The organism is Streptomyces sp. NPDC001157, assembly GCF_053598255.1.
Window position 1 is genome coordinate 58,504 of record NZ_JBSFJW010000029.1, and the last position, 21,716, is coordinate 80,219.

21 protein-coding genes are annotated in these 21,716 nt (G+C 66.5%); 4 read left to right on the forward strand and 17 right to left on the reverse strand.

Features of this window, described 5'->3' with window-relative positions:
- Nucleotides 1-206 precede the first annotated feature (206 nt).
- The 5 genes from ACWDAG_RS35795 to ACWDAG_RS35815 form a co-directional block, all read right to left on the reverse strand.
- Nucleotides 207-899, reverse strand: a complete 693-nt coding sequence (locus ACWDAG_RS35795; protein WP_450699716.1) for a hypothetical protein — start codon at nucleotides 897-899, stop codon at nucleotides 207-209.
- On the reverse strand, nucleotides 896-1,921 hold the full coding sequence (locus ACWDAG_RS35800) for a WXG100 family type VII secretion target (protein ID WP_450699717.1): 1,026 nt from the start codon (nucleotides 1,919-1,921) through the stop codon (nucleotides 896-898). Before ACWDAG_RS35800 ends, ACWDAG_RS35795 begins: the two co-directional genes overlap by 4 nt.
- Nucleotides 1,918-2,280 (reverse strand): hypothetical protein, encoded by a 363-nt coding sequence (locus ACWDAG_RS35805; RefSeq protein ID WP_450699718.1) that lies wholly within the window; start codon nucleotides 2,278-2,280, stop codon nucleotides 1,918-1,920. The genes ACWDAG_RS35800 and ACWDAG_RS35805 overlap by 4 nt, the downstream gene beginning before the upstream one ends.
- 191 nt (nucleotides 2,281-2,471) lie before the next feature.
- Entirely contained in the window at nucleotides 2,472-2,684 is a 213-nt protein-coding gene (locus ACWDAG_RS35810; RefSeq protein ID WP_450699719.1) for a DUF397 domain-containing protein, read from the reverse strand.
- Between the two features lie 8 nt (nucleotides 2,685-2,692).
- Complete coding sequence (locus tag ACWDAG_RS35815; RefSeq protein WP_450699720.1) at nucleotides 2,693-3,544, reverse strand: helix-turn-helix domain-containing protein; 852 nt, start codon at nucleotides 3,542-3,544, stop codon at nucleotides 2,693-2,695.
- Between the two features lie 237 nt (nucleotides 3,545-3,781).
- On the opposite strand from ACWDAG_RS35815, the gene ACWDAG_RS35820 reads away from it, so the two are divergent.
- A complete protein-coding gene (locus tag ACWDAG_RS35820) occupies nucleotides 3,782-4,189 on the forward strand; it encodes an ATP-binding protein (protein WP_450699721.1) in 408 nt (135 codons plus the stop codon).
- Nucleotides 4,190-4,257: 68 nt separating this feature from the next.
- On the opposite strand, the gene ACWDAG_RS35825 is transcribed toward ACWDAG_RS35820, so the two are convergent.
- The 12 genes from ACWDAG_RS35825 to eccB form a co-directional block, all read right to left on the reverse strand.
- Nucleotides 4,258-4,809, reverse strand: coding sequence for a hypothetical protein (locus ACWDAG_RS35825; protein ID WP_450699722.1), 552 nt, complete (start codon nucleotides 4,807-4,809; stop codon nucleotides 4,258-4,260).
- Nucleotides 4,806-5,432, reverse strand: coding sequence for a hypothetical protein (locus tag ACWDAG_RS35830; RefSeq protein ID WP_450699723.1), 627 nt, complete (start codon nucleotides 5,430-5,432; stop codon nucleotides 4,806-4,808). Before ACWDAG_RS35830 ends, ACWDAG_RS35825 begins: the two co-directional genes overlap by 4 nt.
- A gap of 15 nt (nucleotides 5,433-5,447) precedes the next feature.
- A complete protein-coding gene (locus ACWDAG_RS35835; RefSeq protein ID WP_450699724.1) occupies nucleotides 5,448-6,158 on the reverse strand; it encodes a hypothetical protein in 711 nt (236 codons plus the stop codon).
- Nucleotides 6,159-6,181: 23 nt separating this feature from the next.
- Complete coding sequence (locus ACWDAG_RS35840; protein ID WP_450699725.1) at nucleotides 6,182-7,444, reverse strand: hypothetical protein; 1,263 nt, start codon at nucleotides 7,442-7,444, stop codon at nucleotides 6,182-6,184.
- Entirely contained in the window at nucleotides 7,444-7,764 is a 321-nt protein-coding gene (locus ACWDAG_RS35845) for a hypothetical protein (protein WP_450699726.1), read from the reverse strand. Before ACWDAG_RS35845 ends, ACWDAG_RS35840 begins: the two co-directional genes overlap by 1 nt.
- Nucleotides 7,765-8,575: 811 nt before the next feature.
- A complete protein-coding gene (gene mycP / locus ACWDAG_RS35850) occupies nucleotides 8,576-9,922 on the reverse strand; it encodes a type VII secretion-associated serine protease mycosin (protein WP_450699727.1) in 1,347 nt (448 codons plus the stop codon).
- Nucleotides 9,923-10,015: 93 nt separating this feature from the next.
- Nucleotides 10,016-11,557 (reverse strand): hypothetical protein, encoded by a 1,542-nt coding sequence (locus tag ACWDAG_RS35855; protein ID WP_450699728.1) that lies wholly within the window; start codon nucleotides 11,555-11,557, stop codon nucleotides 10,016-10,018.
- Between the two features lie 36 nt (nucleotides 11,558-11,593).
- Nucleotides 11,594-11,962, reverse strand: a complete 369-nt coding sequence (locus ACWDAG_RS35860; protein ID WP_450699729.1) for a hypothetical protein — start codon at nucleotides 11,960-11,962, stop codon at nucleotides 11,594-11,596.
- Between the two features lie 93 nt (nucleotides 11,963-12,055).
- Entirely contained in the window at nucleotides 12,056-13,348 is a 1,293-nt protein-coding gene (gene mycP, locus ACWDAG_RS35865; protein ID WP_450699730.1) for a type VII secretion-associated serine protease mycosin, read from the reverse strand.
- Nucleotides 13,349-13,561: 213 nt separating this feature from the next.
- On the reverse strand, nucleotides 13,562-13,852 hold the full coding sequence (locus ACWDAG_RS35870; RefSeq protein WP_450699731.1) for a WXG100 family type VII secretion target: 291 nt from the start codon (nucleotides 13,850-13,852) through the stop codon (nucleotides 13,562-13,564).
- Between the two features lie 96 nt (nucleotides 13,853-13,948).
- Entirely contained in the window at nucleotides 13,949-14,260 is a 312-nt protein-coding gene (locus ACWDAG_RS35875; protein ID WP_450699732.1) for a WXG100 family type VII secretion target, read from the reverse strand.
- A gap of 266 nt (nucleotides 14,261-14,526) precedes the next feature.
- Complete coding sequence (eccB, locus tag ACWDAG_RS35880) at nucleotides 14,527-16,122, reverse strand: type VII secretion protein EccB (RefSeq protein WP_450699733.1); 1,596 nt, start codon at nucleotides 16,120-16,122, stop codon at nucleotides 14,527-14,529.
- A 389-nt stretch (nucleotides 16,123-16,511) separates the two neighbouring features.
- Here eccB and eccE point away from each other — a divergent pair, with 389 nt between their 5' ends.
- The 3 genes from eccE (at nucleotide 16,512) to ACWDAG_RS35895 (ending at nucleotide 21,701) form a co-directional block, all read left to right on the forward strand.
- Entirely contained in the window at nucleotides 16,512-17,843 is a 1,332-nt protein-coding gene (gene eccE, locus ACWDAG_RS35885) for a type VII secretion protein EccE (RefSeq protein ID WP_450699734.1), read from the forward strand.
- Nucleotides 17,843-18,688, forward strand: coding sequence for a hypothetical protein (locus ACWDAG_RS35890; protein ID WP_450699735.1), 846 nt, complete (start codon nucleotides 17,843-17,845; stop codon nucleotides 18,686-18,688). The genes eccE and ACWDAG_RS35890 overlap by 1 nt, the downstream gene beginning before the upstream one ends.
- 232 nt (nucleotides 18,689-18,920) lie before the next feature.
- Nucleotides 18,921-21,701, forward strand: a complete 2,781-nt coding sequence (locus tag ACWDAG_RS35895; RefSeq protein WP_450699736.1) for an SCO5717 family growth-regulating ATPase — start codon at nucleotides 18,921-18,923, stop codon at nucleotides 21,699-21,701.
- Nucleotides 21,702-21,716 lie beyond the last annotated feature (15 nt).

The following is a 21,716-nucleotide window of genomic DNA, read 5'->3' on the forward strand; positions in this document are numbered from 1 at the left end:
GAGCAGCAGGACAGTTCCCGCCAACGTCACGGCAAGGCGAACGTTGCCTGATGCGGCACTAGCGCACGGCACGAGTTCGACAGCCGTAGCGCGATCAACGACTCACACGCCAGCACCATGACCAGCAGCCTCAGGATGATGGATCTCCACTGACGGCCCGCCGGGTCTGCAACCAAGGCGCGCGCCGTTTATGCAGGCGTGTCAGGTCAGGGTCGCGGAGACGGGGCGATCCCCTGACGCAGCGCCTCCAGAGCTCGAGCATCCTTCTCGTACAGATCGAGCGCAACCAGGGAGCCGTCGGCGAAGTGGAGGTCCACGCGGCTCGAGAGCCAATTGTGCCGGATTGCGACGCTCCGGAGCTGTCCCGGCAGGAGCTCGCCCAGACACCGGGCCTCCCTCCTGCCCACCCGTTCTCCGGGCGGGACCTTGCCGAACAGGGGCACCTTCTTGTTCCTGATGGAGACCGTGCACATCAGCAGGATCCTGCGGTCAGTGAAGACCATCAGCACCTGGTTGTTGTCGTAGCGGCTGCGCGAGGGGTCGGGTCCGGTGCGCACAGCGATCACGAACTGGCCGGCCACGCTCTGCCATCCGCCCTTGAGACCGGCCCCGCGCACGATGCGGCGGATCCTGCGGATGATGCCGAAGTCGAACATGTCGAAGGCGTCCGCGACCGAGGCGACAGCTTCGATGGCGCCGTCCACCGCACCCGTCGGCTGCCCTGTCCGCAACTTGCGGGGCAGGGTGGGACGGATCACAGTGCTCAGCGTCACCTCGACGATCCCGAGCAGTCGCTCGTGCGGCTGCAGCCATGGCGCGATCAATGGCACATGGGAGCCGCCGCCGAACAAGTCCGGTTCGAAGATGGGCTGTGTAGGGCCGTACTGGCCGGCGCTCATCCGAAGTCCTCCTCGATCCGTGTCTTCCGCACGCGGTACGGGGTCTCGTTCTTGCGGCCGTCGAGCTGACCGGCCACGGCATCGATGGCGGGGTCCTTGCTCAGCCCGTCCGTGACCGGGCTCATCGGGCCGTCGGCGCCGATCACCGCCCCGACGCCACCTGCGATGACGCCCTTCTCGGCGCCGATTACAGCCTTGACCCCCTTGACGGCAGCGAACTCCCCGAGGTTCTCCATCGACGGGGATCTGAGCAGGTTGTTGGTGACCTTGATCCTGTTGCCGACGGCGCTGATCTTCCGCACGGCCTTGGCCGCCTCCAGGCCGCCCTTGAGGCTCTTCTTGATCTCGCTGTAGGACTTCTCGGCCTGCTTGATCTTTCGGACTGCCTTCATCAGCTCGTTCAGCTTCGACTCGAGGGTGGCGGAAACCTTTCCCACCCGTTCGATGAACAAGGCGATCTCGGCACCCTCCACGAGGGCGTCGGCAACGGTCGCAAGGCCGAGGGTCAGGATGTCGACCGCGACCATCGCGGCGAGCGAGACGAGCAGCGCCTCGATCGCCTCCCGGATGATCTCGATGATCATGTTCTCGGCGAGCTGGCACGCGGCAGCCGCCTGGCTGATGATCTGCGCGATCTCGTCCATGTCCTTGGCGGTGCCGTCGATCGCCTCGACCACCTGGCCCATGTGCCTGCCGAACGCGTTCGACGCGACGCCTTCCCACTGCCCGGCGAGTGTGCCGCCGCCCTCACGCAGAGCGGTGCTGACCGCCCGCATCGCCTTCGCCTGGGCCTGCCACTCGTGGGCGGCCGCAGTCAGCCCGGCGAGGTTGCCGGTGACCTCCTCCAGCATGCCCATCAGCCCGCTGGAGTCGAGCGCCCACTTGACGGCGCTGTCCAGACCTGAGTCCAGGCCGTCCGCGACGGGATTGTTGATCTCCGGCAGCGGGATCAACGGCTCGTCGGCGAAGTCCCGCGTCCACTTGTACGCGTCGCCGACCCGTTGGAAAGTGCCGCCGCTCACTGTCCGCCTCCGAACGAAGCGTCGATGTGATCGTCCTGGCTCTCGTAGTTCGTCGCCGAGTTCTGAAGACCCTCACCGGTACCGCGCAGGAGCTCGAGCAGGTCGGCGAAATTGTGCCGTTCGGCCTCCACATGCTCGTGGTACGCCTCGTAAAGGTTGTGCGCGTTCGGCAGTTTGCCGAAGTCGTCCGACGCGAGCGGCACTGCAGCCAGCTTGGGCCAGATCCGCTCGATCTGCTCAATCTGGTCCTGGATGACCTTGTCGTATGACTTCAGGGCGTCCGGATGGACCCGAAATCCCTTATCCCCCACAACTTCTCCCTGATCACGGAACCGGCACATCATCGTACTGGCGATCACTGAAGCATCCGTGGGCATCGGGGTCCTGTGCCGTCTGCCAATTCACACAAGGAGGCGCACAAGCTGCTCACCGCCGCGCGGGCGGCCATCAAACACACCTTCGCGCACCTGAAAGTATTGACGGATCTTTACCAAGCACCGCCTGCCGGCCCGTTACGCAACCACGATCCTTCTCGAGGCCAGCCATCAACTCACCATGGGTCTTCGACGTCACGACCGGCGTCTGCTTTGAGGTTGCGGATGAACACTGTGAAGGTGCCGACCGGGAAGGAGAGCGTGCCCCGGGCCAAGGCTTTCGAGTCGCGTATCGCCACTCGGGTGTGGAAGTTCGCTATCTCTACACAGTTGTTGCCGTCGCCGCTGCCTGAGTAGGACGACTTCCGCCAGTTGTCGAGGGTGGTCAAAACGTGCCTCACAGATCCTTCGCCAGCCTGTGGATGAAGTCACGCGACCGCTCGGGGGCGAGTGACACAGCCTCCACTTTACGGAAGAGCGTTCGAAAAGCTCCGAGCTGGGCTTCGGAATCGATGAAGCCGGCACCCTGAGGCGCGTCACGCACAGCCGTATCCAGCCTCGGCACGACACCACCCACGTACATCATTGAGTTTGTGGCCCCCGCGAAGCCGTCCAAGTCGAAGGGGATGACCCGCACGGTGACGTGATCCGCGTCAGACAGTTCGAGGATGCGGGCCAATTGAACCCGTGTCGCGGTGCGGTCGCCGACCCTGATGCGTAGTGCCGCTTCGTGGATCACCGCTTTATACGGCACAGGATCCGGGCCCTCGATGATCACTTTGCGCGCCATCCGATGGCGGACCCGCCGCTCCAGGTCACCATCAGGCAGTTCAGGCACTCGGTACGAGAAGATGGCGCGGGCGTACTCCTCCGTCTGGAAAAGGCCGGGAACATGCAGGAACTCCACGTCCAGCCGATACGTGCAGTGGTGTTCCAACTCGGCGAGATCCAGGAACGCGTTGGGGAGCAGGCCCTGGTACTCCTCCCACCAGCCGCGCGTCCGGTCGGTCGCCATCGCCACCAGAGCCGCGATCAACTCGGTGTCCGTACAAGCGTAGTGAGCAGCAAGCCTACGTACGCGCTCTCCGCTCACTCCTGCCGTACCGAACTCGATCTGACTCATCTGAGCCGAATCGGTGCCCAGCAGCGCGGCGGCTTCCCGGCCCTTGAGCCCTGCAGCCTCGCGCAGTTTCCGCAGTTCAGCGCCAAGACGCTCCTGGCGTGCGGTGGGCTGTTTCCTGCGCGCCATGACTTCCTCCCCGCCCCCAACTGCCCTGGGGGCAGTGCCTCGTTCGAGGGCCAGATTACGGCAACGACTTGCACGGTCCCAAATTATGGCTCTACCGTCAGTGATGCGACGCACACGCTGCGGAATCTGGAGCCACCGGAAGCGCACCGCTTCGCCCTGCCATGACGGCTGCGGCAATGCCACCGCCATCCTCCTGCAGAATCTGCCAACTCCCCGCCTGCCGACAGGAGTTCCGCCATGCCCGAAACCGAACCCTGGGAGTACTCCCTCTACATCCCGAACGACCCCCGCGCCGTCACCATCTGCCGCCGCACCGTCCGCCTGATCCTCACGATGCACGGCCTCATCCTCTACGTAGACACCGCCGAACTCCTCGCAACGGAGCTGACCGCCAACGCCGTACTCCACACCAAAGGTCCGGCCGCCCTGCGTCTACGGTGGCGCAACGGCGTGCTGCGCATCGGTGCCTGGGACGCCGACCCCGAGCCGCCCGAACCCCCGTCGAACCTGGCCGACTTGGTCGACACGGAGCGAGGTCGCGGCCTCGCTCTGGTCCGCGCCTGCGCGGACGTATGGGGCTGGCAGCCGCTGAGCAGAAATGGCAACCGAGGAAAATATGTATGGTGCGAGCTCGCTGCCGCGTAAGCCGCGTGGCCAGACCGGCGGGCGACAACCATCCTGCCCCGGACAGACGATCAACGGGGCCGGCCTTCCTACGGGGTCGGCTCCGCGAGCATGACGATCCAGCTCAGGATGCCCACGGGGATCGCGAGCACGACGACATAGACCATCCAGTCGGCCACCCGTTGGCGCCGCGAGCGCTCTCGGGTATGGGATTCGCGGCGCCGGGACGCTCCGCGTGGCTTGATCGCTTGGTACGCGAGGCACCCAAGGATGGCCACGCAGACCGAGACCTGCCACAGCTCGCCCACGACGCCCCAGAACCCGACCCGCTGAATCGTGTCTGGCTCCGCTCCCTGCCGTGCGTCGAACTTGGTGCCGTCCGGGTAGTCGTGCCCAGTGTTTTTGAGGTGCACGTAGACGGCGTCGCCGACAGTGCCGCCGTTCGGCGTGAAGTGCCCGTAGCAGTCGTACTTGGAGTGCTTACGGGTGTGGCTGGTGTTGACGCAGTCGTCTACCTTGTACGTACCTGGGGTGCCGTAGGCGCCTGCGGACAGGGCGAGGTCGGCGGTCGCGTTGACGCACCAGAACGCGGTCACCAGGGCGAGGACGGCACCGCACGCCCAGCCGAAGACGCGCATCATCCGTGCACCAAGATCCTCGGCTCCTTCTCCAACAGCCTGGAGATACCGGCCTGTTCGGCAAGAGCCCTGCGCTGCGGGTCGGCTTGGGCGCGCTCCTGCTCGTACTTCTCCCAGTCCGCGGGCTGCACGAAGAGCATGTCGTTGCTCCCCGGCACGATCATGACGCCGCCAAAGGCCAGGTCACCGGCAAACCAGGCACCGCCCTCCTCGGCCTCCTTGGGCCAGCGGCGCACCGTTGAAGCGTTGATCGCGCGTAGATAAGGGGCGCCGTGCTGCCCGCGCACCGACAGGCGGACAGTGTGCACATCTCCGAGGTACTTCCACTCCGTGTCCTTCTTGGACACCCGGGTTCGGTACTCGAGGGGGTAGGTGTGCAGCACCTTCTCACACACTTTGATTCGCGCCCCATGGCCCAGTCGGAGAGCGAGGAAGATCAGCACCAACACGCCCGCAGGGACACCGAACACAGGCAAGGCAGCGTCCCAGCCGGCCAGATGAGCTAGCAACGGCACGGCAAACAGGACCAGGGCAAGCGCTAGGCGCGTCGCGATGTGCCGATACAGGAGCGTGCGGTTGTGTTTGAGGACCTGCGCAATATCGGGCGCCTTGGGCGGATTGTCCATGAACGGGCTCCGTCCTTATCCGAAGTCGTTACGCATGGCCGCCTCGGCTGAGCCCGCTCGCGGCTTGTCGGGGTCGGACGCTGGTTTTGTCGGGTCAGTGAACGTCAACGTACGGGCAACCCCAAGAAGGATGTCCCGATAAACGTCCGCAAGATGGAGAGCGGGTGTCACCAGCTGAACCAAGATGATGTCGGGCGTGCCCGAGCCGGCGACAGCGACCGTTCCCTGCCACACGTCGCCATGCAAGGGACCCTCAGGGCTGTCGGGGTCTCTGCCAGGCGCGACGGTGCGCTTCTTCTCCTCTGCGAGATAGCCAAGACCGCATGGCAGTTCAAGGGGGCGCATCCCGGAGTCCGGGTCGTCAGCGGCTGTCCCAGCAAGACCGGCGATCACCAGCTTTGCGCTGTGACCCGACGTCGAGACAGTGGAGATTGTGAGAGTAGACGTCACAATGGTGCCGTCGTCATCTGGGTGATAACCGACCGCGCACATATGCACGTTCTGCGCATTGAGCGCGGTGACCATCCCCGCATAAAACTGAAGGGCTTGCGAGGCTTGCGCCCGCTGTTCTGCGGGCAGCTTGTTTAATTCCCGGACCAGTTCCTCGATACGCTCACGCGGCGGTTCGAGTTCCAGTTTCGCGTAGCCGTGCGGAATTCCGTACCAGAAAACAGGTTCGGCAGCACCGCTCACGGCCGAGCGCGATAGGGCGGCGGTCGTAGTCATCCTTCGTTCACCTCTCGGTTCAGCTACCTTGCCGCCAGGAGGGATCGCACGATGTCCTGCCCGGCCCAGACTCCGCCTCCGACGTTGATGCCAGTGGCTACATTGCCCGCCGTGCCCTCGTCAGGCATGAAGTTCGCAGCGACGCTGAGGCCATTAACGCTGAGGTCGGTCATGAGTTTTGCCGAGCCTGCAGCACTCTCGCCAGCTGCCTGCCACGCATCTGCCGCGGCGGTTGTCGGAGCCGTGCGCAGCACGTGGCCCACTTCCCGCACGAACTCGGTGCCGACCTCGCGGCTCGTGACGCTGACGCCCATCTCTGCTGCGTCAGCGAGCCCACCGCGGATACCTCGGGCCGCACCGCTCAGCGCCCTACCGCCCGGCACAAGACCAATGGCATCCCCGCCGAAGGAGGCCCAGGCGGAGAGAGTGTCCTTGTTCCAGCCGAACTTGTCGCCCCAAGGGAGAAACGCGTCTCGGAAGTCCGGATCAGAGAAGTTTTTGGCCATGTCCGCCGCGCTGGCGGCAAGCGCAATGCCAGCGAACAGCGGGGCAAGCGGAGTCGGAAAGAGAGCGAGCAGCCCGGCAATGGCCCCAATCGTGCCGGCATTCTCCAGCAGGAAGTCGCCGACCGACTGGAGGATGTCGCCGACCTTGTCCCAGAAGCCCGGCTCGTCCGGAGCTTTCTTCGCCGAGCCCTCCAAAGCCTTGGCGATGGTTTCAGCGTCGCTGGCGTGCTCAGTCTCCAGCTCCGTGACCTTGCGGTTGAGCGACTCGTACTCATTGTTAGCCTTGGTGAGGGCCGTGCCAGCTGCGTTCAACTCCCGCTCCGCGGAGCGCAGCCGAGCGGTCGCGGCGTCGGCCTCCTCTTGCGAGGGAAAGGTCTGGCCCGCGAGCTTCAGGTCCGGGTGCTGGGCCGCCTGGTCGTACGCGCTCTTGGCCTTGTCGGCGGCAGCCTTCTTCTCGGACGCCGCGTCGTCGTACTTCTTTGCCAGCTCCCGGTTGGAGGTGAGGTGGCCTTCCCATTTGTGCAGTTGGGTCGCGGCACTACGCAGGGAGGAGGCAGCATCCTTGATGTACTTCGGCAGGTCGCCATCGAGAGACTCGCGGAACTTCTCCGCCGCGTCGCCTTCCCAGTAGCTACTCTCGCCGGTGAGCTTCGTCAGCTGCCGGTGCGTGTTCTCCAGCGCCGTCGCGGCTGCGGCCACCTTCTGCTGCAGCTTTGTGACCTCGGCAGGGATGCCCGGTACGGGGTTCCAGCCGATGTTGGGGTACGGGTTTGTTGCCATTACTTACCGCCCCCTGTGGTGCTCTCGCTCGCGATCTGCTTCAGGGCCTTCTCCAAGGCCTCCTCGACCTCTTCGTAGCCCTTCTTGTTGGACTTCACGCCCTCTTTAATCGCGTCGATCATTTTCTTAGTCTTGTCAGCCCCGTACTTCCACTCTTCCTGGAACTTGTCACAGGCCTCGTCGAGCCGGGCAGTGCCGATCTGGTCGGCACGCACGTGGTCCAAGGCAGACCGGGCCTCGTTCAACTCGTCGACGCATCTCTCTAGATCCTTCAGGAACTGTTCGAGTTGCCCGATGTCCGTCTTGAAGTGGTCCCCCATGGGCCGGTTTCTCCCCGCTCGGCTCTGGACGCATTGTGCCCAGGGAACTCAACTGATCACCCAGGCCTTCCTAGCACCATACATGCATTGCCAAAGCGTGCCGTACCGGGTTCCCGTGGCCCCTCAGCTCTTCAAAAATTCGCCACATGAGCGCCACGAGACCGTCGTCTGCGTATGACATGGGCCTACACCTGGGAGCCGTCGCCGAGACGCAGTTGTACCAACCCGGTTTGCGGTGCCCCAGGGGCATCTGTCACGTCACAACGAAGCAGTTCCAGGTGTTAATGGTCGTGACCGCAACGATGACACGGGCCAGTTCTCGCTCGATGAAGTGTGCGGCCGCTCGTTCGCGCACCTCGTCAGGACGAAGGCATCCATCGAGATCACGCCCACATGCGATCCTGATTCTTCTACTGACCCTGGTGCGGTCGCTGTTGGGCATAGAGGTTGGGGTGCTGCTGTGAATGTCCCGGAGGAGCGGGGTACCTCTGGTTGGGTGTCGCGGTGGGGTAGGGCTGCTGAACGGTTGGGTACATCCCTTGCTGAGACGAATAGCCCATGTTCTGTGTGTAAGTTCCGCTCATGGGCCCTGCGTTACCTGAGTTGCGGCGGCTACGGGAAATAGCAAAGACGGTGACGGCGGCAATCACGGCTCCGATACCGATAACGCCGATGAGAAGGACGATGGCGCCCATTGAAGAGGTTCCATTCCAATCTTGTTCTCGAGATGGCTCACTGCGCCGTCGTTGTGCATGCCGCGGAGGACTGTGATGCCAACCATCCCCGCCACCACTGGACGGTGAGTTGACTCCTACTGCCCCTGGTGCGGGGGCTGTTGAGCGTAGGGGTTGGGGTGCTGCGGTGCCTGGCCCGGAGGGGTGGGGTAGCCCTGGTTGGGAGGGGTGTTGGGGTACGGCTGGTAGCCCGTGGGGGGCTGAGGCGGGTAGCCCGCGCCCTGAGGGGGCATTCCGCCGCCGTTGCCGGGGCCTCCGCTGCCGCGGTTTCGGCGGCTGCGGATTACTACGAAGACGATGCCGATGACCACCACGGCGGCTGCGATGCCAGCGATGAGGAGGGTGCCGCCAGAGGAAGAGTCCTTCTTTTCCTTGGCCTGGCTCGCGCTGCCGGTGGGCTTGGAGGCAGCACCGGACTCCGTCGTCGTGGAAGGTGAAGCCTGGGCAAGCGGGCCTTGCTTCGGGCCCTTAGGAATATCCCTTGTCAGAGCCGCGTACGGACCGATGATGCCGTAACCATATTTCTCGTCAGGTACCTTCTTGACGTCATGGTTGAGGAACGTGGCCGATTTGATCATACGGTTGATGACCTGGCCCGCGGTGAGGTCAGGGTACTTAGCGCGGATAAGCGCTGCAGTGGCGGAGACGTATGCAGTTGCGTCGGAGGTGCCATCAGCTTCTGCGTAGCCATTGGAATGGCCCGTGTCTGCCCGCACGATGTTCACACCCGGAGCAGTCAGCGTCACTCCGTCGCCAAAATTGGAGTTATTCCAAATATTCAGAGACTCGTCAACTGCACCCACAGCCACTACACCGGGTAGCTTCGCTGGATAGGGCAGCTCGGCGACTCCATCATTTCCAGCACCGGCCACAACCACGACGTCGTGCTGCTGGGCGTACGCAATTGCCTTCGCGCCTGCCGAACCTGGCCCGGAAGAAGGATCAGTAAATGACAGGTTGATTACTGAGGCGCCTTGGTTCACGGCATAGCGGACACCAGCCGCCCATTGTTCGCTATTAAATTTGTCTTTAACTCCGCCAACGATGGGTAGAATTTTGGATTTTGGCGCCAAGCCCATCACGCCAGCAGAGTTATTGGAACCATGCCCGTGACCCGCAATGAGGCTTGCCATGCCCGTTCCATGACCGTTGGTGTCATTCTGAGCGTTTCCGCCACTGTGGACAAAGTCCCTACCTTTTAGCACCTGCCCGGTCAAGTCGGGATGGTTTCCGTCCACTCCGGTATCAACGACAGCTACTGTTACGCCCTGCCCCTGAGACTCAGACCAAACCTTTTGGTAGTTGACTACATCAATAACCCATTGCTTGTCTCGGATGTAATCCGCCGAGGCGGCAGTAGCTGAAGTGAGGAGCAGGGCTCCAGTCAACGCCAGAACACCCGTCGCAGACCAGGCGCGCTTCAAGCAAATCAATTCCTTGCTCCTCACTCAGCTATGGCTGGGGATATCAGCCTTTATATACGCAGACCCGACTTTCAGCCCGGCCCGCTTGCCTGCTTACTCGATGGTCCGCGGTACGTTACGGTTGCGGTCCTCTTCCGAGATCCAGGTCTCTTCGTCCTCGACCAAGTAGTCGGGACGGTCTCCCTGACTATTCTCTTTCTCGGACCGTCGCCCCTTGCCGCCAGTCCCGCCAGCCGCGCCGGCCTGCGTTCCGCCCCGGCTGCCGTGCAATCCTGCACCGCCACCAGCGCCCTTGCCGACCCCCTTGGCTGCACCGACCACACCGCCACGGGCCCTAGCGAGGGCTCCACGACCGCCAGCACTGGCTCCGCCTCGGCCAGCCGCGCCAGCACCGCCGCCCCCCATGCCGCCCATACCGGCTCGGCCTCCAGCACCTCGGCCTGCTGCCGCTCCGCCACCAGCCAGACCACCGCGACCACCCGTTACTCCAATGCCGCCGCGTCCTGCGCCGCCGACCGCAAGACCACCTTCGCCAGCAGCCAGGATGCCTGGGCTCTGAGTTCCACCCGTACCGAGGCTACCGAGGCCGCCACCACCGACGCCGGGCCCGCCAACGCCTGTGCTGGGAGCAGGACCAGCCAGCCCGGGGGAGATGCTGTCCACATTTGTCCTGGCCGTCGGAACCGTTGGAAGCTGCGAACCTCCTGTGATGCCCGGGTCACGGGGGACACTAGGCGTCGGCTTAATGCTGTTAGTGGGACCTGCACTCCAAGGCTTGTTCCTCGCACCAGATGCACCTGGTCCGCTCGCCGAAGGACTCGGCATTGGGATCGGAGGAGGCATCGTTACGTCGGTTCTCGGCGGCGCAACCTGCCTGGGGTCGTCGACGATCCCTCCGCCGGGCTTGAGGTTGTTTGTGTAGACCTTGTAGTTGCTCGCCAGAGTCTCCATCACACCCACGGCGTGGAGCTTTCGCTCCATCCCCAGCGACAAATTCTTCTCGTTCGCCTTGGCAACAACCTTAGCGCTGACGCCTGCCGCCAGGTCTTTCATCGCCTGGGCGTCATTGCGGCCGTCGTCATTCATTCTGTCGCTGGCGCTTTCGGCCATGGACGGTTCGTGGATGCCCTCCATCTCGCTCTTGGCATGATCGAGGTCCGCACTGATCGCAAAAAGTTGATGCGCCGTAAAGTTGGCGTGCGCGGCACCATTGCGAAGCTGGACAGCGAGCTCGCCTGCCCTGCGCTGAAAAGCTTCGGCCGCCTGGCCTTCCCAGTGTTCGAGGACGTCCTTGACTGCTTTTTCGAGGTCCCCAGCAATACTGCCAGGAACCGATTTTGTGTCAACAGCGCCGGTCTTACCGTCGCCGTCGCCACCAGAAAGGACTTGGTGGACACTCTTCCAGTGATCTCCGACCGTCGAAATTGTTCCGGGGTCGGAGTGCATGATCATATTGCGCAGACCGTTGACCGAGTACTCCATGAACTGGGTCTTGAATGCCTTGCGATCGATGGCCTTCCCATGGCGCTCAACTGTGTCTGACTCAATGAGACGGTCATGCTCGTTCCGCTGTTCTACCTTCCCTTCCTCCTCCTGGCTTTTCCTGAGCTGCCGACTGTCATCTACCGCACCCATGCCCTACTCCCCTCGTCAGCGTTTTCCGGGACTCGACTACTTATAATCCAACTGGCTCTTGCCGGAGCCACCGGAGTCGCCACCCACGCTGCGCTTGATCTCGTGCTCCTCGTTGTTGTATTTATCCCGGACCTGCGAGGTTTTCGTGCTGAAGTCGTGGATCAATCCGTGCAGTTTCTGGATGATCCCCTCGATCTTGGTCTTCATTTCGCTATGAGACGCGTGCAGTTCTGCGGCCTCGTGGAACACGCAAGAATCCCCAGAAGCCAGACCGAAGGCGTTCTCCGGGATTTCCGTGTTGTACTTCGACGTGGTGCCGGCCTTGTCCATGTCGTCCAGCAACCTCCAGAGCCTGCGGATGGTGTCATCCAGCGCGCTCAGATCAACCCGCATCCCGTCGCTCATACCCCGTTGTCCTCTCCCCTGTACTTCAAGTTGTCAGCACCGTGCGGTGCCCAAGTCATGGCCCACATCGGCCGATTCGGCCAACAAGGCCGCCTACCCTGCGCGCCCAACTCTTCCTACCCGCCGACTCCGCCAGTCCCGCACAGCCACCCCACTCCCCGCAACCACCAACACAAGCGCAAGCCCCGCGCCCACCACATAAATGGCTGTCCGGCGCTCCCGTTCCGCCTCGCTCTCCCCCATGGTCACCGCCATGGGAACGACCCCGCCAGAGCCGGCCTTCACTGCCGGGTCCGGCGTCGGTGAGGACGCCGGTTTCGAGTCGTCCGACAGGGCGGCCACCGGGTCGATCACGCCCCAGCCGATGTAGCGGTTGGGCTCCCGCCCCGGGCGCTGCGCCGTTTCTTCGATGCGCGTGGCGATCTGGTCCGCCGTCCAGCCCCGGTGCTTCTCCTTCAGCAGAGCTGCGACGCCCGCGACATACGGCGCCGCAAAGCTCGTGCCATCGGCGGTGCACTGGCCGCCCTTGGGGACCGTCGAAACCATGTCGACGCCCGGTGCCGCGACGTCCACGAAGTCGCCCGCTTGCGAGAAGTAGGCGCGTTCGTCATTGCGGTCGGAGGCGGCGACCGCAATGACCCCCGGGTACGAAGCCGGGTACGTGTTCGCGGACTTGCCGTCGGCTCCGTCGTTGCCGGCGGCTGCCACGACCAGGGCCCCCGAGTTCACGGCCGCCGTCACGGCCCTCTCAAGCGTCCCGTCGGTCTTCTTGTTGGCGGTGTCAGAAGAGATGTTGATGATGTCCGCGTGCGCGGCGACCGCAGCACGGATCGCATCAGACATGGTCCCCGCGTTGCCCTGCTTGTTCTCTCCGCCCGCATAGCGGAAGGAGAGGATCTTGGCGTTGGGGGCGATGCCCTCGAAACCCGTGCCCTTCAACGGGCGGGCCGCGATGATACCCGCGACCCGAGTGCCGTGGCCTTCGAGGTCTTGGGTGCCGGAGCCGCCGACGAAAGACCTGCTACCGGAGGCCATGGCGCCGCGCAGTTGGACGTTGGAGCTGTCCACACCCGTATCGATCACCGCCACCGTCACGCCCTTGCCCGTCGCCTGCCCCCACATCTGGTCCAGCAGGATCCGCTGGAGCGACCAGGGCGTGGACTTGATGACGCCGCCGCCGAAGACGCATTCCGAGCTCGACGCCAGGCCGAACTTCGCGCCGCCGGCGGCAGGGCTGTCGGATGCGAGTGCCGGCGGTGCCGACACCGCGCACAACCCAGTCACCGCAAGCACGCCAAAAGCCCGCTGCAGTGCGCGGGTTCCACCGTTGCGGTCGTTGCGGCTGCGCGAACGGGCTCTGCGGCCCTCCACGTTCAGGCCCCTCATGTTCAGGCCCCCAGGGCTTCCTGACGTACCGATGCCGGACGTCCCGATGACGAGTTCGGAGATTGGCGAGTGCGGAGAATGACGAGTGTGAAGATTTGCTGAATTTGCTGTGTACGACCCCGAAGCAGAGCTCGGCCCAGCCGACACCGTGGCGTCGGCTGGGCCGATTCTCTTCATCTCAGGTCCCTCAGGCGCCGCGGGTCGCCGACTGGCTCAGCCCCACGTGGAGGCGTTGCTCTTCTCCGTGGCCTGGTAGCTCTCGGCCGCGCTCTGCAGTGCGGTGGAGATCTTCAGGAGGGTGTTGTGCAGGTCCTGGGCCGTCTTGTCCCACTCGGCCTGCTTGCGCTGGTAGCCCTCCTGCGCCTCGCCTTCCCAGGTGGCGGCGACGCGCTTGACCGCGGCCTCGAGGTCGTCGAGCTGCTGCTTGATGCGGCCGGCGGTCGTACGCACGTCCGTGGAGGCGTTGGTGATGGTTGCGTAATTGACGAGGATCGACATCGTCATTCCCTTTCAGGAAGAGTCGTTAGGAAGTCGTTCGGGATCGATCAGGATCAGTGGAGTCGATGGACTCGATGGATCGGTCGGAGCCAGGGAAACGGCTCAGCCGAAGTCCGACATGATCTTGCTGATCTCGGAGTTCTGCTGCTCTTCCGACGCGGAGTAGTTGCTCCGCGTGGAGTCCACGGCTTCCTTGATGTCGTTGAGGATGTCGCTCATCTTCTTCGCGTCCTCGTTCCAGCGCTCCTGCAGCTGGTGGTAGGACGTGGCCGCCTGGCCCTTCCAGCCGCCGGCGATCTGCTCGATCACTCCGTTGAGGCGGCGGATCTCGCCCTGCAGCTGACCGTTCGCGGTGCTGATGTCACCGGAGAGCTTGGTGAGTTCGTCCTCTGTTACCCGGAACTGGCCGGCCATGATGACCTTCCCCCATGTCGTCGTTCATGTTGTCTGATCCGGGAAACCTACTTGGTGCCCGGAGAAACTTCGCACCGTTGAGCGCTGCAAACACTCTATCGTCAGCCTGTCCCACATCCACAGGCAAGACCAATCAGTTACACGGCTCACACACTTGAGCGATCACCTTGTGATCAACGCGCGGCTTGTCCTCAAGTGCGCCTGACCGTCTGCCCGTTGGCGAGAGGCTGGCGACAACCACCGACCCGGCGGCAGGAGTTCTACGATCACTGGCTCTGTTCCTGCGACGCGGCGCCCGTGTCCAGCGTCGGACCCTTCGGGATGAATTCCGCCCAAGTCTGCGGCACGAGCACGGGGTTGGTGATGTCCTCGTACCCCAACCGCGTACGTGCCTTGTCCGTCTCGCTCGCACTCTGCGACGACCCACCTGAGGTCGAGGAAGACGAAACGGCGGTGCTTCCCTTCGCCGTGCTGTCGTTGTTCGACGGCAGCGAATACCGCAGGCCCGTGTCCGTCAGCAGGTACTGCGCACCGCCGCCGCCCGCCACGCCCGTGAGTTCCTTGAAGAGGAGGCCCGAGCCGGACGAGACGTACGCGCTCAGCGAATCGGAGACGACCCTCTTGGGGAAGGCCGTCCCTGCCCAGGCCGCCAGCTGAGGCTTCTTGTCCGCGCCGAAGGTGCCCTTGTAGACGCTGCAGGACGTGGTGCGGGCCTGGCCGGTCGCCGTGGTCGCGGGGTTCGCCTGCTGCGGAATCTGCTCGGGCCAGCCCTTGTCGTCGTAGAACTTGTCCGCCCCGCCGTTGTTGGCGTTGATGATGGCCTGGCGCTCGACCTTGATGGCGTCGTTCCCGCCGCCGGACGTCGACTTGAAGGAAGGCGACGCCTCGAGCAGGGCCGCGACGAAGGGCGAGACTGCGGCGACCTTGGTCTTGAGGACGACGTAGTTCTGCCAGCCCTGCGCGTCCGGTGCCCTGACCACCTGTCCCACGGTGGTCGCCTCTGCAGGGAGCCCCTGGACCGCGGTCTGCTGGTTGGCGTCCGGGACCGTCGGGAAGATGATGTTCTTGCCGGGGTTGAGGGTCTTCAGCCACTCCTGGCTCACCGGCTGCGGCGTCGTCCTGCTGCTGCTGCCGATGACGGCGGAGCGCAGGCTCTCCATGTTGGCGTCGCCGAGGCCCACGCCCCCGAGCAGGAAGCGGTTCCCCTTGCCGTCGACCAGGTACTCCAGGCCGGTCTTGCTGTCCTTGACGTACAGGGCCTCGCCTGAGTCGACCTTGCCGGAGTTGTCCAGCGTCTTGGCGTCGCCCTCGTCCAGGACGAAGACCGCGCGGTCGATGGAGTTGTCCGAGCCACCCTTCGATGACGGGCGCTCGCACACCGCCCACGTCTTCGCCTTCTGCGCGTCGCTCGCGGAGGGCAGGCGGTCGGGGGCGTATGGGATACCGACCGTCGCGCCGTGCGCGATGCCGCTCTTGTCGATCTCGCTGCCGGGGACCTCGAGGACGCTGCCCTTGCCCTTGTCGAGGAGGAGCTTGGCGGAGGCGTAGTTGAGGACCGGGTGCAGGACCTTCCCGCCCTTCGCCGCCTTGTCGGGGAGGACGACGTAACGCGTCGTGGAGTCGCTGTCGACGATGATGTACTCGCCGGGCTTGTCCCAGCCCGCGGGTGCAGTCGGCTTGATCACGCCGTAGGCGATGAACCCGATCACCAGGACGACGCCGAGCGCCAGGCTGGGCGTCACCGTGCGCATGGGACGCGGTGCGCCTTCCTCCGAGCCGCCCGGCGACGGCGCCAGGAACGCCGCGACGGTGCGCTTGCGAGCGAAGTTGTAGGCGGCGAGCTCGTCCTGACGCTTTGCCATGGTCCCCGTTTCTCCCGTTTTGTACTGCTGCACTTGATCGTGCTCGTGCTGCTCGATCGGTTCCAAAGGCCACTTCGGCCGCGCAGGCACCTACTATGCCCTGCGCCACGGGACGCCGGTTCACCAGGTGTTGGGCCGACTCCGCATCTTCACAGAGCTTCACCACAGCGCTTCACCATCCGGGGCCGGTCCGTGAAAGGCTGGCCACCTGTGGTTTCGGTGTCCCGTGTGTCGCCTCGTGTTGCGCAGCGGGTACCGTGAGCCGCCCACATGGATGTTGCGGGCCCAGTCATGGCTCAGTTCATGGCCGAGCTCATGGCCGAGCTCATGGCCCAGTGATGGCTGGCCGGTGAGCGGCCACATAGTTCTCGAAAGGGATGTCCCGGGGGATGAGCAGCGCTACGAGCACTCGGCGCGGTCGCCGCGCACAGCAGCAACAGGGAGGGCCCGGCGACAGACGTCGTACATCGGCCGCTCCTGCCGCCCCCGCCCCGACCGCCGCCTCGCCGCGCACGCTGCCCCGACCCGGCGGTCTGGGTCCGGTGCGTTTGCAGCAGCTCATCCTGGTGGAGCTCGCGGCCGCGGTCATGCTGGCCGCCTGGGCCGCCGATGTGTCCTGGCTGCTGGTTCCGGCCGGTGTCGTGGCGGTGCTGCTGCTTCTGCTGGCGGTGCTGCGCCGGGGACGTCGTCCGCTGCCCGAGTGGTACGAGACGACGCGCGCGATGCGGCAGCGCCGACGCGACGCGAAGCTGCCCGTACCGCCCGGGACCGACGCGATGCTGGCGCCGGTCGTGGAGTGCGACCCGGCCCTGCGGACGTACAACTTCGTGTCGCGTGACAACCGGGCGATCGGCATGATCGGCGACGGGACCTTTCTGACCGCCGTCCTCTTCGTGCAGCCGGCCGACGAGCCGCTGCGGCCCGCCGCGGCCCACCGGCAGCTGCCGCTGAAGCTGGTCCAGGACGCCCTGGAGGTCGACGGGATCCGGCTCGCCTCCGCGCAGGTCGTGCAGCACACCCAGCCGGCGCCCGCGCCGCACCTGCCCGCGCAGTCGCTCGCCGCACGGTCGTACGGCCCCCTGCAGGCGCAGGTCGGTTCGCCCGCGCTCCGGCTCACCTGGGTCGCCCTCAAGCTCGACCCGGAGCTGTGCCCGGAGGCGGTGCAGGCGCGCGGGGACGGTGTCCCCGGGGCGCAGAAGGCGCTGCTGCGGGTGGCGGACCAGCTGTCCAGCCGGCTGGCAGGCGCCGGTTTCAAGGCGACCATCCTCGACGAGAACGAGCTGGTGCAGGCGCTGGCGACGTCCAGCTGCCTGAACCCGCGCGCCAACGCGCAGCACAGCCAGGAGGGACGGGCCCCTCAGCGCCGTACCGTCGAGGCGGCGAAGTCCTGGCGGGTCGACGACCGGTACCACACGACGTACTGGGTCTCCCGCTGGCCGCAGTTGGGCAACGGCGGTGTGGCGCTGCCCGAGCTGGTCACGCGGCTGACCTCGCTGCCGGTGCTCGCCACGACGTTCAGCATGACCCTGAGCAAGGCCGGGAACCGGGGTGTATCGCTCACCGGGCACATCCGGGTCACGGCCCGCGGAGACAGTGAACTCGGCCAGGTGGGACGGGAGTTGGAGCGGGCGGCGAGTGCCGCGAAGGCCGGTCTGGTCCGTCTCGACCGGGAGCAGGTCCCCGGTGCTCTCGCCACTCTGCCGCTCGGAGGTACCTACTGATGTCCTACCCCCCACAGACCATGCCTCCGGGACAGCAGGGCCACACCCCCGCCCGTTCGACGCCGGCGCACGTGGCCTCGCCCACCGACACCGGCATGATCCCGATCATCCGGCAGCCGGAGCCCCCGCAGCAGCAACGGCGCATCGTCAGCCCGGGGTTCGGGCTGCGCGGGCCGCGCCGCAACCGTCATGTCGTCACCGCCGACGAACTCGCGGCGATCAGCATGCCGATCGGCGACGACGGTGTACTCATCGGCACGGACCCGGATGCGCAGCCGGCGGTGCTGGGCCTGTCCCGGCCGACCGCCTTCGACGTCGTCCTCGTGGGTGGTCTGTGGCTCGCCCAGGTGCTGGCGCTGCGCGCCGCCGCGACGGGCGCGCGCGTGGGTGTCGAGACCGGACGTCCGCAGGTCTGGCAGCAGTTGGCCCAGGCGGCGGGCGGCGGCCAGCAGTGCGTGACGGTGTATCCGGTGGGCCGGGTGCCCGCGCAGGGGCCGTCCGTGTCGAGTCCGGTGGTGCTGATCCGGGACTGCGGTGTGCGCCCGCCGCGCGGGCGGGTGACCTCCGTGCCGTGGCAGGCCGTGGTGACGGTCCTGCCGTACGTCAGCGAACACGCGCCGCGTTGGCTGGCCCAGGCGCAGCTGGTCGGCATCCAGCAGATCTCGCCGCAGGAGATCGAGGTCGTACGCGACACCCTGGGTGTCCCGAACGAGCATCTGCAACACCTGCCGGCGCTGCACGAAGCCGCTGCCCTGTGGTGCACCCGCAAGCACCACAAGTTCGTGATGACCGAACCCACCGATGCGGAGACGGGCCTGCTCGGCGTGGCCCGACGGATGGACTGACGCGCGTCGTCCTCACCGGGAGCCTCACCGGGGAAAGGGTGCGAACGGTGCGAACCGGCCGCACCCGTGAGGCTGTTGAGTTCGCACCCATGGGGGCTTTTCCGTCCCGCCATGTGAGTGATTAGGCTTCTGGTGGTGCGGTGACGATCGCAGTCGCGTGGGACTCGCCACTCGGTCCGCCCGACCGCGACGACGACCAGCTCAGCAGCAGTGGCTGACCAGGAGGCAAGCAGTGAACAGGGATCGGTCCGAGTACAACGGCGGCAGCCCTTCCTCGGACGGGGACGATCACGAGGTGGATCTCACCGGTGAGTTCGAGATCGTCTACGAGCCGCCCGCCTGGTACGCCCAAAGCACGCAGGGTGGCTCCTCGTCCGGTGGCCAGCAGGACGGCGGGCGGCAATCGCCACCGCCGCCGAGCGGGCCGCCCATCGGAGCACCGACGGGACCGCCGGGCGTCACACCGCAGCGTCCCGCTCCTCCTGCCCCCGCACCCGCACAACCGCCCGCCCAGGCCGCACCGCAGCAGCCCGCTCAGCCGTCGCAGCCTTCGCAGCCCGCTCCGGTTCAGGGCACGGGTGGCTACGGTTTCCCGCCGCAGCAGCCCGCGCCGGGCACCGCCCCCGTGGCGACGCCCGGTGGGTACGGCTACCCCCAGCAGCCCGGGGCCGGTGCGCCGCCCCAGTCCGGCCAGGACACGTCGGGCGGTTTCGGAGCACCGCAGCAGCAGGCGCCGGCCGCACCCCAGCAGCCGGCCCAGCAGCCGACGCCCACCCCGCCGCCCGCGGCGCCCCAGCAGCCGGCGCCTGCCGCGCCGTCGGCCGCCGCGCCCGGTTTCCCCGTGCTGCAGCCGGTCGACGAGGACGCGCAGAACGCCCCGGCCCAGACCGCCACCCCGGCGGCGGGCGTGCCGGCGGCCGCCCCCGAGCAGCCGGAGCCCGAGCTCAACCATGCGGCCGCCGATGCCGAGGCGGCGCGCCTGTTCGGCGGTGGTGACGACGACGTCGATTCGCAGGAGCCGCACGGCGACGAGCCGGAGCCGGCTGACCCCGCCGTGTCCACGGTGGGCGCCGACGAATCGGCACCCGAGGCGGACGCCCCCGCCCCGGCGGCGGCAGAGCCGGAGGCCGAGGCAGCGCCCGCAACTCCCCCGCCGCCACCCGTTGCCCAGCCGCAGCCGCCGCAGGCACCGGCACAGCCCACCGGGCAGGCCCCGACCCCGCCCCAGGCCGCGCCGGGACTTCCCCCCCTGCCGCAGGGCTTCGCACCCGCACACCCCGGCCAGGCGATGCCGCAGCCGGACCCGCAGGCCGCGGCCGGTTACGGCTATCCCCAGGTACCCGGCCAGCCTGCTGCCCAGCCGCAGCCCGGCCAGCCGGCCCACCAGACGCCGCCGCAGGGCACGTTCGGACCGGCGCAGCCGCAACCCGGTCACCCCGCGCAGGGCGGACTGCCCGCACCGAGCGACCCGCGCCAGGCAGCCCAGCCCCTGCCGCAGCCGCAGGCCGCCGGATACGGCTACCCCCAGCAGCAGCCGCCCCAGGCCGCCCAGCCGCCGCAGCAGCCCGCACCGCCGCAGGCCCAGCCGGGCCAGCCGCAGCCTGCCGGTTACGGCTACCCGCCGCAGCCCGAGCAGGCCGGTTACGGCTACCCGCCCCAGCAGCCGGGCTACGGCTATCCGCAGCCCGCCCAGCAGCAGCCCGCACCGCAGCAGCAGCCCCCGCAGCAGGCGCCGCAGCCGCAGCCGCCCCAGCAGCAGCAACCCGGTGCATACGGCAACCAGGGCTGGACCGCCCCGCCCGGCCCGCAGGCCGGACCCGGTGCGCCCCAGCAGCAGCAAGCCGCGCCGGGGACCCCGCTCGGCTACAACGCCGCCGTGGAGCTCTCCTCCGACCGGCTGCTGCGCAACCAGCCGAAGGCCCGCAAGAACAACCAGGCCCCGTCCCGGTTCAAGCTCGGCGCCAAGAAGGAGCAGGCCGAGCGGGAGCGGAAGCTGGGTCTGATCCGTACGCCGGTGATGTCCTGCTACCGGATCGCGGTGATCAGCCTCAAGGGCGGTGTCGGCAAGACCACGACGACCATGTCGCTCGGCGCCACGCTCGCCACCGAGCGCCAGGACAAGATCCTGGCGATCGACGCCAACCCGGACGCCGGCACGCTCGGCCGACGGGTGCGGCGTGAGACGGGCGCCACCATCCGCGACCTCGTCCAGGCGATCCCGCAGCTGCACAGCTACATGGACATCCGCCGCTTCACCTCGCAGGCGCCCTCGGGCCTTGAGATCATCGCCAACGACGTGGACCCGGCGGTCTCCACCACCTTCAACGACCAGGACTACCGCAGCGCGCTCGATGTGCTGGGCCGGCAGTACCCGATCATCCTCACCGACTCGGGTACCGGTCTGCTCTACAGCGCGATGCGCGGAGTCCTCGACCTCGCCGACCAGCTGATCATCATCTCCACCCCCTCGGTGGACGGTGCGAGCAGCGCCTCGACCACGCTCGACTGGCTGTCGGCGAACGGCTTCGCCGATCTCGTGCAGCGGTCGGTCACCGTGATCTCCGGTGTCCGTGAGACGGGCAAGATGATCAAGGTGGAGGACATCGTCGCGCACTTCGAGACCCGCTGCCGCGGGGTCGTCGTGATCCCCTTCGACGAGCATCTCGCGGCGGGCGCCGAGGTGGACCTCGAGATGATGCGGCCCAAGACGCGTGAGGCCTACTTCGATCTCGCGGCCCTCATCGCCGAGGACTTCGCCCGTACCCAGCAGGGCTTCGGCAACCCGAACATGCAGTACCCGCAGCAGCCCCAGCAGGGGTACGCGCCCCCGCAGCAGGACCCCCAGCAGCAGCTCTACGGCCAGGGCGGCGCCCCGCAGCCGGGGCAGGGCTGGGGACAGCCCCCGCAGCAGCCGGCACCGGGCCAGGGCTGGCAGCAGCCGCCGCCCCAGGACCCGCAGCAGGGTCAGCCGCCGCAGCAGGGCGCCATGCCGCCCGGCTGGACGCAGCAGTAGCAGTACGGCGACAAC